The 13,654-nt window shown below is 71.2% G+C and carries 10 protein-coding genes; 9 read left to right on the forward strand and 1 reads right to left on the reverse strand.

Annotation, left to right across the window (positions count from 1 at the left end; translation table 11 throughout):
* Positions 1-158 precede the first annotated feature (158 nt).
* A complete protein-coding gene (locus ABZ454_RS28460) occupies positions 159-1,961 on the reverse strand; it encodes a glycoside hydrolase family 15 protein (protein WP_356324766.1) in 1,803 nt (600 codons plus the stop codon).
* Between the two features lie 406 nt (positions 1,962-2,367).
* Between ABZ454_RS28460 and ABZ454_RS28465 the strand changes: the two genes are divergently transcribed.
* From ABZ454_RS28465 to ABZ454_RS28505, 9 genes are all read left to right on the forward strand, one after another.
* On the forward strand, positions 2,368-4,029 hold the full coding sequence (locus ABZ454_RS28465) for a CTP synthase (protein ID WP_356324749.1): 1,662 nt from the start codon (positions 2,368-2,370) through the stop codon (positions 4,027-4,029).
* Positions 4,030-4,117: 88 nt separating this feature from the next.
* Positions 4,118-4,744, forward strand: a complete 627-nt coding sequence (locus ABZ454_RS28470; protein ID WP_356324751.1) for an NUDIX hydrolase — start codon at positions 4,118-4,120, stop codon at positions 4,742-4,744.
* A gap of 240 nt (positions 4,745-4,984) precedes the next feature.
* Complete coding sequence (locus tag ABZ454_RS28475; RefSeq protein ID WP_359542143.1) at positions 4,985-7,048, forward strand: tetratricopeptide repeat protein; 2,064 nt, start codon at positions 4,985-4,987, stop codon at positions 7,046-7,048.
* A 143-nt stretch (positions 7,049-7,191) separates the two neighbouring features.
* Positions 7,192-8,307 (forward strand): alanine dehydrogenase, encoded by a 1,116-nt coding sequence (ald, locus tag ABZ454_RS28480; protein ID WP_356324768.1) that lies wholly within the window; start codon positions 7,192-7,194, stop codon positions 8,305-8,307.
* Positions 8,308-8,674: 367 nt separating this feature from the next.
* Entirely contained in the window at positions 8,675-9,793 is a 1,119-nt protein-coding gene (locus ABZ454_RS28485; protein ID WP_356322614.1) for a ParA family protein, read from the forward strand.
* The gene (locus tag ABZ454_RS28490) at positions 9,790-10,389 is read left to right on the forward strand and encodes a hypothetical protein (protein ID WP_356322617.1); all 600 of its coding nucleotides are present in this window, start codon (positions 9,790-9,792) and stop codon (positions 10,387-10,389) included. The genes ABZ454_RS28485 and ABZ454_RS28490 overlap by 4 nt, the downstream gene beginning before the upstream one ends.
* Positions 10,390-10,500: 111 nt before the next feature.
* Positions 10,501-11,712 (forward strand): segregation/condensation protein A, encoded by a 1,212-nt coding sequence (locus tag ABZ454_RS28495; RefSeq protein WP_359542148.1) that lies wholly within the window; start codon positions 10,501-10,503, stop codon positions 11,710-11,712.
* Complete coding sequence (scpB, locus tag ABZ454_RS28500; RefSeq protein WP_356322612.1) at positions 11,709-12,356, forward strand: SMC-Scp complex subunit ScpB; 648 nt, start codon at positions 11,709-11,711, stop codon at positions 12,354-12,356. Before ABZ454_RS28495 ends, scpB begins: the two co-directional genes overlap by 4 nt.
* Complete coding sequence (locus ABZ454_RS28505) at positions 12,356-13,522, forward strand: pseudouridine synthase (protein WP_359542151.1); 1,167 nt, start codon at positions 12,356-12,358, stop codon at positions 13,520-13,522. The genes scpB and ABZ454_RS28505 overlap by 1 nt, the downstream gene beginning before the upstream one ends.
* The last annotated feature ends 132 nt before the right edge of the window (positions 13,523-13,654 follow it).

Below are 13,654 nucleotides of genomic sequence, written 5' to 3' on the forward strand. Positions count from 1 at the left end.
AGTTTCACGTATCGATCCTGCCTCTACGGGAAGCTGCGCGGGACACGAGCCCGCGCAGCTTCCCGTAGACACCAGAACTCCTCGGAACCCGAGCGGTAGCAGACACGGCTACGACCTCCCCGCGCGGACTCCGACACGGGGAACGGGATCCCACACCGTCAGCCCACGTACGCCCCGCTCGCCGTCAGCCGCAGCGCCGTGTCGATCAGCGGCACGTGGCTGAACGCCTGCGGGAAGTTGCCCACCTGGCGCTGCAGCCGCGCGTCCCACTCCTCGGCCAGCAGGCCCAGGTCGTTGCGCAGGGACAGCAGGCGCTCGAAGAGCTGGCGGGCCTCGTCGACCCGGCCGATCATCGCCAGGTCGTCCGCCAGCCAGAACGAGCACGCCAGGAACGCGCCCTCGTCGCCCTCCAGGCCGTCCACCCCCGCGTTGTCACCCGAGGTGGGGTAGCGGAGCACGAAGCCGTCCTCGGTGGACAGCTCCCGCTGGATGGCCTCGATCGTGCCGATGACCCGCTTGTCGTCGGGCGGCAGGAACCCCATCTGCGGGATCAGCAGCAGGGAGGCGTCCAGCTCCTTCGACCCGTACGACTGGGTGAAGGTGTTGCGCTCCGGGTCGTAGCCCCGCTCGCAGACGTCGCGGTGGATGTCGTCGCGCAGCTCGCGCCACTTCTCCAGCGGCCCGTCCGTGTCGCCGGACTCGATCAGCTTGATGGTCCGGTCGACCGCCACCCAGGCCATCACCTTGGAGTGCACGAAGTGCCGGCGCGGACCGCGCACCTCCCAGATGCCCTCGTCCGGCTCGTCCCAGTGCTTCTCCAGGTACTCGATCAGCTTGAGCTGGAGACCGGTCGCGTAGTCGTTACGGGTCAGCCCCGTCATGTGCGCGAGGTGCAGGGCCTCGGTGACCTCGCCGTACACGTCCAGCTGGAGCTGGCCCGCGGCACCGTTGCCCACCCGGACCGGGCCGGAGTTCTCGTAACCGGGCAGCCACTCCAGCTCGGCCTCGCCCAGTTCCCGCTCGCCCGCGATCCCGTACATGATCTGGAGGTTCTCGGGATCGCCCGCGACCGCCCGCAGCAGCCACTCGCGCCAGGCGCGGGCCTCCTCGCGGTAGCCGGTGCGCAGCAGCGAGGAGAGGGTGATCGCGGCGTCGCGCAGCCAGGTGTAGCGGTAGTCCCAGTTGCGCGAGCCGCCGATGTCCTCCGGCAGGGAGGTGGTCGGCGCGGCGACGATGCCGCCGGTCGGCGCGTACGTCAGGGCCTTCAGGGTGATCAGCGAGCGGACCACGGCCTCGCGGTAGGGGCCGTGGTACGTGCACTGCTCGACCCACTCGCGCCAGAAGTCCGCGGTGGCCTCCAGCGAGCCCTCCGGGTCCGGGAGCGCGGGCGGCTCGCGGTGCGAGGGCTGCCAGCTGATGGTGAACGCGATCCGGTCACCGGGGGCGACGGTGAAGTCGGAGTACGTCGTCAGGTTCTCGCCGTACGTCTCCACGGGGGTGTCGTACCAGACCGAGTCGGGGCCCGCGACGGCGACCGTGCGGCCGTCCACCTTGTGCACCCAGGGGGTGACGCGGCCGTAGCTGAACCGCATCCTCAGCTCCGAGCGCATCGGCACCCGGCCGCTGACCCCCTCCACGATCCGGATCAGCTGGGGCGCGCCGTCTCGCGGCGGCATGAAGTCGGTCACTCTGACCGTGCCGCGTGGCGTGTCCCACTCCGATTCCAGGATCAGTGAGTCGCCGCGGTAGCGGCGGCGGTCCGCCGCCGCCGGTTCCGCGCCCTCCGCGCGGGCCGGTCCCAGGCGCCAGAAGCCGTGCTCCTCGGTACCCAGCAGTCCCGCGAAGACGGCGTGTGAATCGAAGCGGGGCAGGCACAGCCAGTCGGCTGTGCCGTCCCGGCAGACCAGGGCGGCGGTCTGCATGTCTCCGATGAGTGCGTAATCCTCGATGCGCCCGGCCACGTGCATCTCCAGTCGAACGGCCATGTCGCCCCGTGGGGCGCTTACTACGGGTCAAGAGGTCGTTGCAAGGGGTTGATGTGGGGGGACCTGCGAGCTCCTACCTCGCCCGGAGCGAGTGTCCGAGCAGGATACGACGCGTCCGGGTGATCCGCGCGACGCTCCTGACAACCGAGATGAGCCGAACGGGTGGGGTGTGAACGACCTGAGGTGATCCAGTGTGCCGGGTGTGCCGGGAGTGGCCGGAAGCAGGCTCCCCGCGTCGCTGTTACCCTGGTAGCCCGTGGACCGGTGGTCGTCGGCGACAGCAGACGAGGCCCCCGAACCGCAGCGACGGCACCTCCGGATTCTCCGGACGGCATCGCCGGCACGCACCTCATGATCGCGACCACGGGAGCCCCCTTTGGCTATGCAGCCCACATCCACGACGACCAAGCACATCTTCGTCACCGGGGGTGTCGCCTCTTCCCTCGGCAAGGGTCTGACTGCCTCCAGCCTCGGTGCCCTGCTCAAGGCGCGCGGCCTCCGGGTCACCATGCAGAAGCTCGACCCGTACCTGAACGTCGACCCGGGCACGATGAACCCGTTCCAGCACGGTGAGGTGTTCGTCACCAACGACGGCGCCGAGACCGACCTGGACATCGGCCACTACGAGCGCTTCCTCGACGTGGACCTCGACGGCTCCGCCAACGTCACCACCGGCCAGGTCTACTCGCAGGTCATCGCCAAGGAGCGGCGCGGAGAGTACCTCGGGGACACCGTGCAGGTCATCCCGCACATCACCAACGAGATCAAGCACCGCATCCGCCGCATGGCCACGGACGACGTCGACGTCGTCATCACCGAGGTCGGCGGCACGGTCGGTGACATCGAGTCGCTGCCGTTCCTGGAGACCGTCCGCCAGGTCCGCCACGAGGTCGGCCGGGACAACGTCTTCGTCGTGCACATCTCGCTGCTGCCCTACATCGGCCCGTCCGGCGAGCTCAAGACCAAGCCCACCCAGCACTCGGTCGCCGCCCTGCGCAACATCGGTATCCAGCCGGACGCCATCGTGCTCCGCGCCGACCGCGACGTACCGACCGCGATCAAGCGCAAGATCTCGCTGATGTGCGACGTCGACGAAGCCGCCGTGGTGGCCTGCCCCGACGCGAAGTCGATCTACGACATCCCGAAGGTGCTGCACTCCGAGGGCCTGGACGCCTACGTCGTGCGCAAGCTCGACCTGCCGTTCCGCGACGTCGACTGGACCACCTGGGGCGACCTGCTGGACCGCGTCCACAACCCCGACCACGAGGTCACCGTCGCGCTGGTCGGCAAGTACATCGACCTGCCCGACGCCTACCTCTCGGTCACCGAGGCCATCCGGGCCGGCGGTTTCGCCAACAAGGCCCGTGTCAAGGTCAAGTGGGTCGCCTCCGACGACTGCAAGACCCCGGCCGGAGCCAAGAAGCAGCTCGGCGACGTCGACGCCATCTGCATCCCCGGCGGCTTCGGCGAGCGCGGTGTCATCGGCAAGGTCGGCGCCATCCGGTACGCCCGCGAGAACAAGGTGCCGCTGCTCGGCCTGTGCCTGGGTCTGCAGTGCATCGTGATCGAGGCGGCGCGCAACCTCGCCGAGATCCCCGACGCCAACTCCACCGAGTTCGACGCCGCCACCGCCCACCCCGTCATCTCGACGATGGAGGAGCAGCTGGCGTACGTCGAGGGCGCGGGCGACCTGGGCGGCACGATGCGCCTCGGCCTGTACCCGGCGAAGCTCGCCGAGGGCTCGCTGGTCCGTGAGGCCTACGGCGACCAGCCGTACGTGGACGAGCGCCACCGTCACCGCTACGAGGTCAACAACGCCTACCGCGCCGAGCTGGAGAAGAAGGCCGGTCTGGTCTTCTCCGGCACGTCCCCGGACAACAAGCTCGTCGAGTACGTCGAGTACCCGCGCGAGGTCCACCCGTACCTGGTCGCCACCCAGGCGCACCCGGAACTGCGCTCCCGCCCGACCCGCCCGCACCCGCTCTTCGCGGGCCTGGTGAAGGCGGCCGTCGCGCGCAAAACGGGCGCCACGCCGAGCAAGTAACGCGCCGCCCGCAGGCGTTACGGTTGACCGGGGTACGAGTCCTTCGAGGACGCGTACCCCGGTCACTGTTTTTTGTGGGAGGACGTAGATGGGTTTCCAGGACACGCCCGAGGAATGGCCGGTCACCGCGACCGAGACGCCGTTCCGGGGCAACAAGACCAGCGTCCGCACCGACGACGTGGAGATGCCCGACGGCACGATCGCGCGCCGCGACTACCAGGTCCACCCCGGCTCGGTCGCCGTGCTCGCGCTCGACGACGAGGACCGCGTCCTCGTCCTGCGCCAGTACCGCCACCCGGTGCGCCACAAGCTGTGGGAGATCCCGGCCGGACTCCTCGACGTGCCCGGCGAGAACCCGCTGCACGCCGCGCAGCGGGAGCTCTACGAGGAGGCGTACGTCAAGGCCGAGGACTGGCGGGTGCTGACCGACGTCTACACGACGCCCGGCGGCTGCGACGAAGCCGTACGCATCTTCCTCGCCCGCGACATCTCCGAGGCGGACGGTGAGCGCTTCGCCGTCTCCGAGGAGGAGGCCGACATGGAGCTGGCCCGGGTGCCGCTCCAGGACCTCGTGCGGGGCGTCCTCGCCGGGGACCTGCACAACAACTGCCTGGTGGTGGGCGTGCTCTCGCTCGCGGCGGTGCTCGCGGGCGACGGTCCCGACTCGCTGCGAGCCGCGGAGGCCCCCTGGCCCGCCCGGCCGTTCGAGGCCTGAGCGGCCTGAGCGGCCTGAGCGGCCCGGCTGCCTGAGCGGCCCGACGGAGCCGTCCACGCTCGCGTTCGCGCCGCTCACTGCTGACGCACGCTCACCTCCCCCGGTCGGAAAAGATGCTGATCCGATCGGGGGACCCCTCGTCGCGCTCCACCCGGTTCGTCCACCCGCCTGAACTACGCTCTGAATGCCCTGACCGGACTTCCGGCGGGGCGACGCGTGCAGCGAAGTGGAGCGTGGCCCGTGACGGATCAGGCGGTGGACACCAGCGGCCCGGCCGAGGCAGCGGGGACCGAGGAGCCGGCTGCCGTCGAACCACCCCGATTCTTCGGCCGTGAGCGCGAGTTGAAGGAACTGCGGGCCGATATCGAGAGGGCCGGTCTGGACACCATGGCCGGTCGCAAGAGCGGCCGGGCCCGGGTCCTGCTGATCGCCGGACGCCCCGGTTCCGGCCGTACCGCACTGGCCGGTGAACTCACCCGCCGGCTGCTCGCCACCGGCGACTATCCCGACGGACTGCTCCGCGTCCGGCTCACCGAACCGGGCGGTACCCCCGTCCCCGCCGAGCGGGCCGCCCGCGAGCTCCTGCGCGGACTGGGAGTGACCGGGCCGCCCGGCGCGGACGCGGACGAACTGTCCGAGATGGTCCGCGAGGCGCTCGCCGTGCGCCGCGGCATCCTCCTGCTCGACGACGCCCCCGACGCCGAACAGGTCGACCCGCTGCTGCCGGACAACCCGGACTGTCTCGTCATCGCCACCGCGCAGGGCCCGCTGACCGGCATCCCCGGCGTCCGGCCCTGCACCATCGGCGGCCTGGACGCGGGGTCCGCCGTCGAACTGCTCGCCCGTGCGATCGGCCAGGTCAGGATCACCGTCGACCCGCTGACGGCCGAGACCCTGGCGCAGGAGTGCGGCGGGCAGCCGGCCGCCCTGATCATGATCGGAGGCTGGCTGGCCGACCGTCCGACGGCCTCGGTCGCCGACGTCACCAAGCGGCTGCGGGAACTGCCGGACGACATCGGGCAGCCGGCCGGCGCCCGCCCCCTGGCACGCGCGTTCCGGCTGGTCCACGACTCACTGCCGCCGACCGCCGCCCGGATACTGCGTCTGCTCTCCCTCGCTCCGGCCGGGCTCGCCGACGCGCACACCGCGTCGGCGCTGGCCGGATGTTCCGTCTCGGCCGCCCGGACCACCCTCGACGACTTCGTACGGCTGGGGCTGCTGCGCGGCGACGGGGCCGGGCAGCAGCAGTACGAGGTGCCCGGCTGCCTCGCCGGGATGCTGAGGGCGCTGCTGGAGGACCTGGACCGCCCGGCCGAGATCCAGCTCGCCCGGGCCCGGATGCTGGAGCGCACCGTGCGCCTGCTCCAGTCCTGCCGGGCGGTCACCGAACCGGAGGGGGCCCCGGCCAGGCGCAAGCTCGCCGGGCTGCCGCGCTCCTTGCGGTTCCCCGGCCCCGACGCGGCCGCCGCCTGGCTGCGAAGCCGCAGGCCCGCGCTGCTCGCCTCCGCCCGGATCGCCGTCGAGGACGGTGAACTCGACACCCTGGCACGGCGGTTGGTGGCCGCGCTGGTGCGGGCGCTGGCGGCGCACGAGGGCACCCAGGCGGCCGCGCCCGAGCTCTACGGACTGCACGGTCTGGTGCTGGCGGTCGCGGAGCGGCGCGATCTGCCCCGGGAGCGGGCGGCCGCCCTGCTCAACCTCGCCGATCTGGACGCCGGGACCGGCCGGACGCGGGAGGCGCTGGCCCGCTACCGGGCCGCCCTGGACGCCGGACGGGCCGCGAAGGATCCGTACGCCACCGGCCGCGCCATGGAATCCGTGGGCGGCGCCTACGTGGAGCTGGGTGACTTCCACCGGGCCGCCGACTGGTACGGACGGGCGCTCGCCCAGCGGCTCACCCAGGGTGAGCGGGCCGACGAGGCGCGGCTCTACGGGCGCCTCGGCACCGTCCACACCTACGCGGGACGGTACGGCGAGGCGCTGCGGAACTGGCGGGCGGCGGCGGCCGGCTACCGCAGGCTCGGCGATCTGCCCGCCCAGGCGCGGGCGGTCAGCGAGGTGGCCCGGGTCCAGGAGTACGCGGGCCGTCCGCAGGAGTCGCTGCAGACGTGCCGGGAAGCCGTGGAGTGGGCGCGCCAGGCCAAGGACGTGCGGCTGCAGGCCGCGCTGGAGCTCCGGCTGGCCGACACCCTCGACCGCCTCGGCGACCCCGCAGCCGCCGGTCTGCACAGGGGGGCGGCCGAGAGATTGCTGGGCGAGGAGAGCGCAGCCTACGAAATCCGTAGTGTTGCGACAGAAAATTAATGCTTTGTAAGGCTAGACAGCGCGAAGCCCTTCATTAGACTGGCTTTGCCGCGGGTGTTCGCGGTGTCTCCATTTACGCTGCGTCTATCCGGGTATGTATAGCTATGCCCGGGTAACCATCTGAGCCAAGGACCGTGATCGACGTGAAGGTCGGCATCCCCCGCGAAGTCAAGAACAACGAGTTCCGCGTGGCGATCACGCCTGCCGGTGTGCACGAGCTCGTCCGCCACGGCCACCAGGTCGTCGTCGAGGAGAACGCCGGGGCCGGCTCCTCCATCCCGGACGAGGAGTACGTCGCCGCCGGGGCTCAGATCCTGCCCACCGCCGACGAGGTGTGGGCCACCGCGGACCTGCTGCTGAAGGTCAAGGAGCCGGTCGCCGAGGAGTACCACCGCCTCCGCAAGGACCAGACCCTCTTCACGTACCTGCACCTCGCCGCCTCCCGCGCGTGCACGGACGCGCTGCTGGAGTCCGGCACCACCGCCATCGCCTACGAGACCGTCGAGACCGCGAACCGCGCGCTGCCGCTGCTCGCCCCGATGTCCGAGGTCGCGGGCCGGCTGGCCCCGCAGGTCGGCGCGTACCACCTGATGCGTTCGGTCGGCGGCCGCGGTGTGCTGCCCGGCGGCGTCCCCGGCACGGCGGCCGCCAAGGCCGTCGTCATCGGCGGTGGCGTCTCCGGCTGGAACGCCACGCAGATCGCGGTCGGTCTCGGCTTCCACGTCACGCTGCTCGACAAGGACATCAACAAGCTCCGCGAGGCCGACAAGATCTTCGGCACCAAGGTGCAGACCGTCGTCTCCAACGCCTTCGAGCTGGAGAAGGCCGTCGTCGAGGCCGACCTGGTCGTCGGCGCCGTGCTGATCCCCGGCGCGAAGGCCCCGAAGCTGGTCAGCAACGAGCTCGTCGCCAAGATGAAGCCCGGAAGTGTACTTGTCGACATTGCAATTGATCAGGGTGGCTGCTTCGAGGACTCGCACCCCACGACGCACGCCGAGCCGACCTTCATGGTTCACGACTCGGTCTTCTACTGCGTCGCCAACATGCCGGGCGCGGTCCCGAACACCTCGACGTACGCCCTCACCAACGCGACGCTGCCCTACATCGTGGAGCTCGCGAACCGCGGCTGGGCCGAGGCGCTGCGCCGGGACGCCGCGCTCGCCAAGGGTCTCAACACCCATGACGGACAGGTCGTTTACCGCGAGGTGGCCGAGGCGCACGGCCTCGACCACGTCGAGCTGAGCACGCTGCTGGGCTGAGGGTCAACGCTTCCCGTCAACCTCACGCGTGCGGCCGGACCTTGCTCAGCAAGGTCCGGCCGCACGCGTGAGGGGCCTGTCCGGGGCCCCGTGCAACTCGCCTCGAACGTAACCCTTTAACCGATTCGTGCCCCCGTGAAAAGTGTGCCCGAGGGACTGCGCGCCCTTGACAGCGGGGTGTTCGATTGCCGACACATCGGGCCGGGTCCGGCGGATTGTGTTGCTGCGGACCGGTGACACGCCATAGAGTCGCCAATCGTCGGCATGGTGCCACGCTGACCTATCGATAAGTTTCCTGGTCACGTCCAAGGAGGTAAGACGACTTGTGAATGAGTCGACATTTACTCCCGGGGGTGTTCATCCAGGGATGCCTGCACGGGGCCAGGGCCCGAACGGGCTGGAGGCTGTCGGCTCCGTCGCTGTCCGCACCTTCGCCACCCACCAGCACATGACGACAGCCCCCCAGATGATGGACGGCCTACACGTGAACGCCATGGCCGGCAACGAGAGCGGCCGGGACACCGCCCGCCTCGCCGACTTCGACGAAGCGCCCCAGGGGCACTTCTACGACCCCGATGCCGAGTACGAGCCCGATCCGGAGTACGCGGCCACCCTCGCGCCCGACGCCGCCCGGCAGCGCCGCGAGCGGATCGGCCCGACCGGCCGGCCCCTGCCCTACTTCCCGATCCCCGGCCCGCTGACCGATCACGGCCCCGCGAAGATCATCGCGATGTGCAACCAGAAGGGCGGCGTCGGCAAGACCACGTCGACCATCAACCTGGGCGCCGCGCTCGCCGAGTACGGCCGGCGCGTCCTGCTCGTCGACTTCGACCCGCAGGGAGCCCTGTCGGTCGGCCTCGGCGTGAACCCGATGGAGCTCGACCTCACCGTCTACAACCTGCTCATGGAGCGGGGCATGGCGGCCGACGAGGTCCTCCTGAAGACCGCCGTGCCCAACATGGACCTGCTGCCGAGCAACATCGACCTGTCGGCCGCCGAGGTCCAGCTGGTCAGCGAGGTCGCCCGCGAGTCCACGCTCCAGCGCGCCCTGAAGCCGCTCATGGCCGACTACGACTACATCGTGATCGACTGTCAGCCCTCGCTCGGCCTGCTCACCGTGAACGCCCTGACGGCGGCGCACAAGGTGATAGTCCCGCTCGAGTGCGAGTTCTTCGCGCTGCGCGGTGTGGCACTGCTCACCGAGACCATCGAGAAGGTCCAGGAGCGGCTCAACCCCGAGCTGGAGCTGGACGGCATCCTCGCCACCATGTACGACTCCCGCACGGTGCACAGCCGTGAGGTCCTCGCGCGCGTCGTCGAGGCCTTCGACGATCACGTCTACCACACGGTCATCGGGCGCACGGTCCGCTTCCCGGAGACCACGGTCGCCGGCGAGCCCATCACCACGTACGCCTCCAACTCGGTCGGTGCCGCCGCCTATCGCCAGCTCGCCAGGGAGGTGCTCGCCCGGTGTCACGCCGAGTGAGTCTGCCCGGGGCCGACGAACTGTTCCGTACCACAGGGGGGATGGGGCTGCAGTCCTCGTCCCCCGCGGAGCGGCGGCGCAAGGCGAACGGCGAGACCCGGGTGCCGGCTCCGGCCGGCGACGGGGATTCCGGGGACGGCACGGCGGGGGAGGGCTCCGAGGCCTCCGCGGGCACGGCCCCCTCCTCGCAGGAGGAGCACCACGCCACGGCGGACGCCGACGCCGGAGACTCGCGCAGCCGCGGCGGTGAGAACGACCGCGTCGCGGTGGCCGCACAGGCCGGACGCCGCCCCCAGCCGCCGTCCTCGCAGGAACCGGTTCCCGCCCCCGTCGTGCAGCAGCAGCGCAGACGGGGCGGCGGACGCGGGGCGAACCGACGGCCCAGCGGCCGGGAGCGCCACGACGAGAAGATCACGGTCTACGTCTCCGCCGAAGAACTGATGGACCTCGAACACGCGCGGCTCGTGCTGCGCGGCGAGCACGGACTGGCCGTCGACCGCGGACGGATCGTCCGTGAGGCCGTCGCCGTGGTCCTGGCGGACCTGGAGTCGCGGGGCGACGCGAGCATCCTCGTACGGCGCCTGCGCGGCCGCTGACCGGTGCGACGCCGGTAGCCTGCCCGGGAGGGCGGCCGCCCGCCGGGCGGCGCGCCCCGTCCCGTACGGGCCGCCGCCCGCCGCCCGTGTCCCGCCGCACCCTGGATCTCCATGCCGACACCCGACCAGCCCGCCCGCACCACCCGCCGCCCCCTGGGCCGCGGGCCGGGCGGCGGGCCCGTGCCCGGGAGCGGGCGGGTCGTGGAGGACGTCCTCCCGGCTTCTGAGGCGGTCGCGGAGCCGGCCCCGGAAGTGGCTCCCGAGCCGGTCGCGGAGCCGGCTCCTGAAACGGCTCCGGAGCCGGTCGCGGAGCCGGCCGTGGAGGCTGTCCCGTCGTCGGCCGTGGCAGACGCCGCCGCCGAAGCTTCCGCTGACGGCGTTTCTGCCGCGCGGCCACCTGCCCCTGCCCCTGCCCCTGCCCCTGCCCCCGCCTCCCCTCCCGACGACGGGCGCTTCACCGTCCGGCTGGCGAACTTCGAAGGTCCGTTCGACCTGCTGCTCCAGCTCATCTCCAAGCACAAGCTGGATGTGACCGAGGTCGCCCTGTCCAAGGTCACCGACGAGTTCATGGCCCACATCCGGGCCATGGGACCGGACTGGGACCTCGACCAGACCACCGAGTTCCTGGTCGTCGCGGCGACCCTGCTCGACCTGAAGGCCGCCCGGCTGCTGCCCGCCGCGGAGGTGGAGGACGAGGGCGACCTGGCCCTCCTGGAGGCCAGGGACCTGCTCTTCGCGCGGCTGCTGCAGTACCGCGCGTACAAGCGCATCGCCGAGATCTTCAGCGCCCGTCTCGTATCGGAGGGCCGGCGCTATCCCCGTACCGTCGGGCTGGAGCCGCACCACGCCGAACTGCTGCCCGACGTCGTCATCAGCATCGGGGCCGAGGGCTTCGCCCGGCTCGCCGTGAAGGCGATGCAGCCGAAGCCCCGACCGCAGGTCTACGTCGACCACATCCACGCCCACCTGGTCAGCGTGCGCGAACAGGCCGCGATCGTGGTGGAGCGGCTGCGGGAGGCGGGGGAGATCAGTTTCCGGGAGCTGACCGAGGACGCCACGGACACCCTCACGGTCGTCGCGCGGTTCCTCGCCCTGCTGGAGCTCTACCGGGAGAAGGCCGTCGCGCTGGACCAGGACGAGGCGCTCGGCGAGCTCATGGTGCGCTGGGCCGGGGGAGAGGGGGCCGGGCCCACCGTGACGGACGAGTTCGACCAGGAGGCACAGAGCGTGCACGACGTGCGGCAGGACGTGAAGGCGAGCGAGCGGGACGTGAAGGCGAGCGAACGGGACGGTATGAGCGAGCGGCAGGACGGGACGGTATGACGGAGCAGGACATCACCGGCTCCGCCGTCGCGGACCTGGATCTCAAGCCGGCCCTCGAAGCCGTCCTCATGGTCGTCGACGAGCCCGCGACCGAGGAGCACCTGGCCAAGGTGCTGGAGCGGCCCCGGCGGGCCGTCGCCGACGCGCTGCGGGAGCTGGCCGACGAGTACACCGTCCAGCGCCGCGGTTTCGACCTCCGGCTGGTCGCGGGCGGCTGGCGCTTCTACACGCGCCCGGAGTACGCGCCGGCCGTCGAGGGCTTCGTCCTGGACGGCCAGCACGCCCGTCTGACGCAGGCGGCGCTGGAGACGCTGGCGGTCGTCGCGTACCGCCAGCCGGTGAGCCGGTCGAGGGTCTCCGCGGTGCGCGGCGTGAACTGTGACGGGGTCATGCGGACCCTGTTGCAGAGGGGGCTGGTCGAGGAAGCGGGCGCGGAACCCGAAACAGGTGCGATCCTGTACAGGACGACGAACTACTTTCTGGAGCGGATGGGCCTGCGTGGCCTGGATGAGCTCCCGGAGCTCGCGCCCTTCCTCCCCGAGGCGGACGCGATCGAGGCCGAGACGCTAGAGGGTGTGCCGTCGTTCGATCCGGACGCACCGGACACCCCGGATACTCACGCAGACGACAAGACGGACTTTTGATGCGAAGCAGTGGCAGGAACAGCGGCAGCAGCAGCGGCAGCGGCGGCGGCAGGAGCGGTGGCGGCAGGAGCGGCGCCCCCAGGAACACCAGCGGCACCGGCCGGAACAGCAACCCGAACCCCCGGGTCTCCGGCTCCGAGCGCGACGACAAGCAGGAGCAGCGCCCCCGCCGCCCCCGTCCCGAGGAGCGGCGCTACGACGTGGGCAACGACAAGCCCGGCGGCGACGGCGGCACCCGCAAGGGCCGCGGCGCGGCGGCCCGCGGCGGCGCCAAGGGCGGCCCGAAGGCCGCGACGAGCGGCTCCAAGAGCGGCGGCCGTCGTGCTCCGTACGGCGCCCCGGCCCGCCCGCGCGAGCTCGACGCCAAGATCGAGCAGCGCAACCGCGACAGGTACGCGGACAAGCCCGAGATCAAGACGCCCAAGACGCACCCGGGCGCCGAGCAGGAGGGCGAGCGGCTGCAGAAGGTCCTCGCCCGGGCCGGCATGGGCTCGCGCCGCGCGTGCGAGGAGCTCATCGAGCAGTCCCGCGTCGAGGTGAACGGCCAGATCGTCGTCGAGCAGGGCATGCGCGTCGACGTGCACAAGGACGAGATCAAGGTGGACGGCCTGACCGTCGCCACCCAGTCGTACCTCTTCTTCGCGCTGAACAAGCCGGCCGGTGTCGTCTCCTCCATGGAGGACCCGGACGGCCGTCAGTGCCTCGGTGACTACGTCACCAACCGTGAGACGCGTCTCTTCCACGTCGGCCGGCTGGACACCGAGACCGAGGGCATCATCATGCTCACCAACCACGGCGAGCTGGCCCACCGCCTCACCCACCCGAAGTACGGCGTGAAGAAGACCTATCTCGCCGCCATCCAGGGCCCGCTCCCGCGCGACCTGGGCAAGCGGCTCAAGGACGGCATCCAGCTGGAGGACGGGTACGCCCGCGCCGACCACTTCCGCGTCGTCGAGAACACCGGCAAGAACTACCTCGTCGAGGTCACCCTCCACGAGGGCCGCAAGCACATCGTCCGCCGGATGCTGGCCGAGGCCGGCTTCCCCGTCGAGCGGCTCGTGCGCACGTCGTTCGGGCCGATCCCGCTGGGCGACCAGAAGTCGGGCTGGCTGCGCCGGCTCACCAACACCGAAGTGGGCATGCTGATGCGCGAGGTCGGTCTGTAGACCGCCCCGCACACCGCTCACGGCCCGCGGCCGGTTCCCGGATTTCGATTTCCGGACAGGAACCGGCCGCGGGCCTTTTGCTGCCCCCGATTCCCCTTTATAGTCAGAGTGACTATTAAGAAGGAGGCGGGC

This window comes from Streptomyces sp. NPDC005803, from assembly GCF_040630435.1.
Taxonomy (GTDB): Bacteria; Actinomycetota; Actinomycetes; order Streptomycetales; family Streptomycetaceae; genus Streptomyces.

Coding starts and splice junctions, on each gene's coding strand:
- scpB (WP_356322612.1), top strand. CDS start 11,709: ATGACGGAGCAGGACATCACCGGCTCCGCCGTCGCGGACCTGGATCTC.
- ABZ454_RS28485 (WP_356322614.1), top strand. CDS start 8,675: ATGCCTGCACGGGGCCAGGGCCCGAACGGGCTGGAGGCTGTCGGCTCC.
- ABZ454_RS28470 (WP_356324751.1), top strand. CDS start 4,118: ATGGGTTTCCAGGACACGCCCGAGGAATGGCCGGTCACCGCGACCGAG.
- ABZ454_RS28495 (WP_359542148.1), top strand. CDS start 10,501: ATGCCGACACCCGACCAGCCCGCCCGCACCACCCGCCGCCCCCTGGGC.
- ABZ454_RS28465 (WP_356324749.1), top strand. CDS start 2,368: ATGCAGCCCACATCCACGACGACCAAGCACATCTTCGTCACCGGGGGT.
- ABZ454_RS28505 (WP_359542151.1), top strand. CDS start 12,356: ATGCGAAGCAGTGGCAGGAACAGCGGCAGCAGCAGCGGCAGCGGCGGC.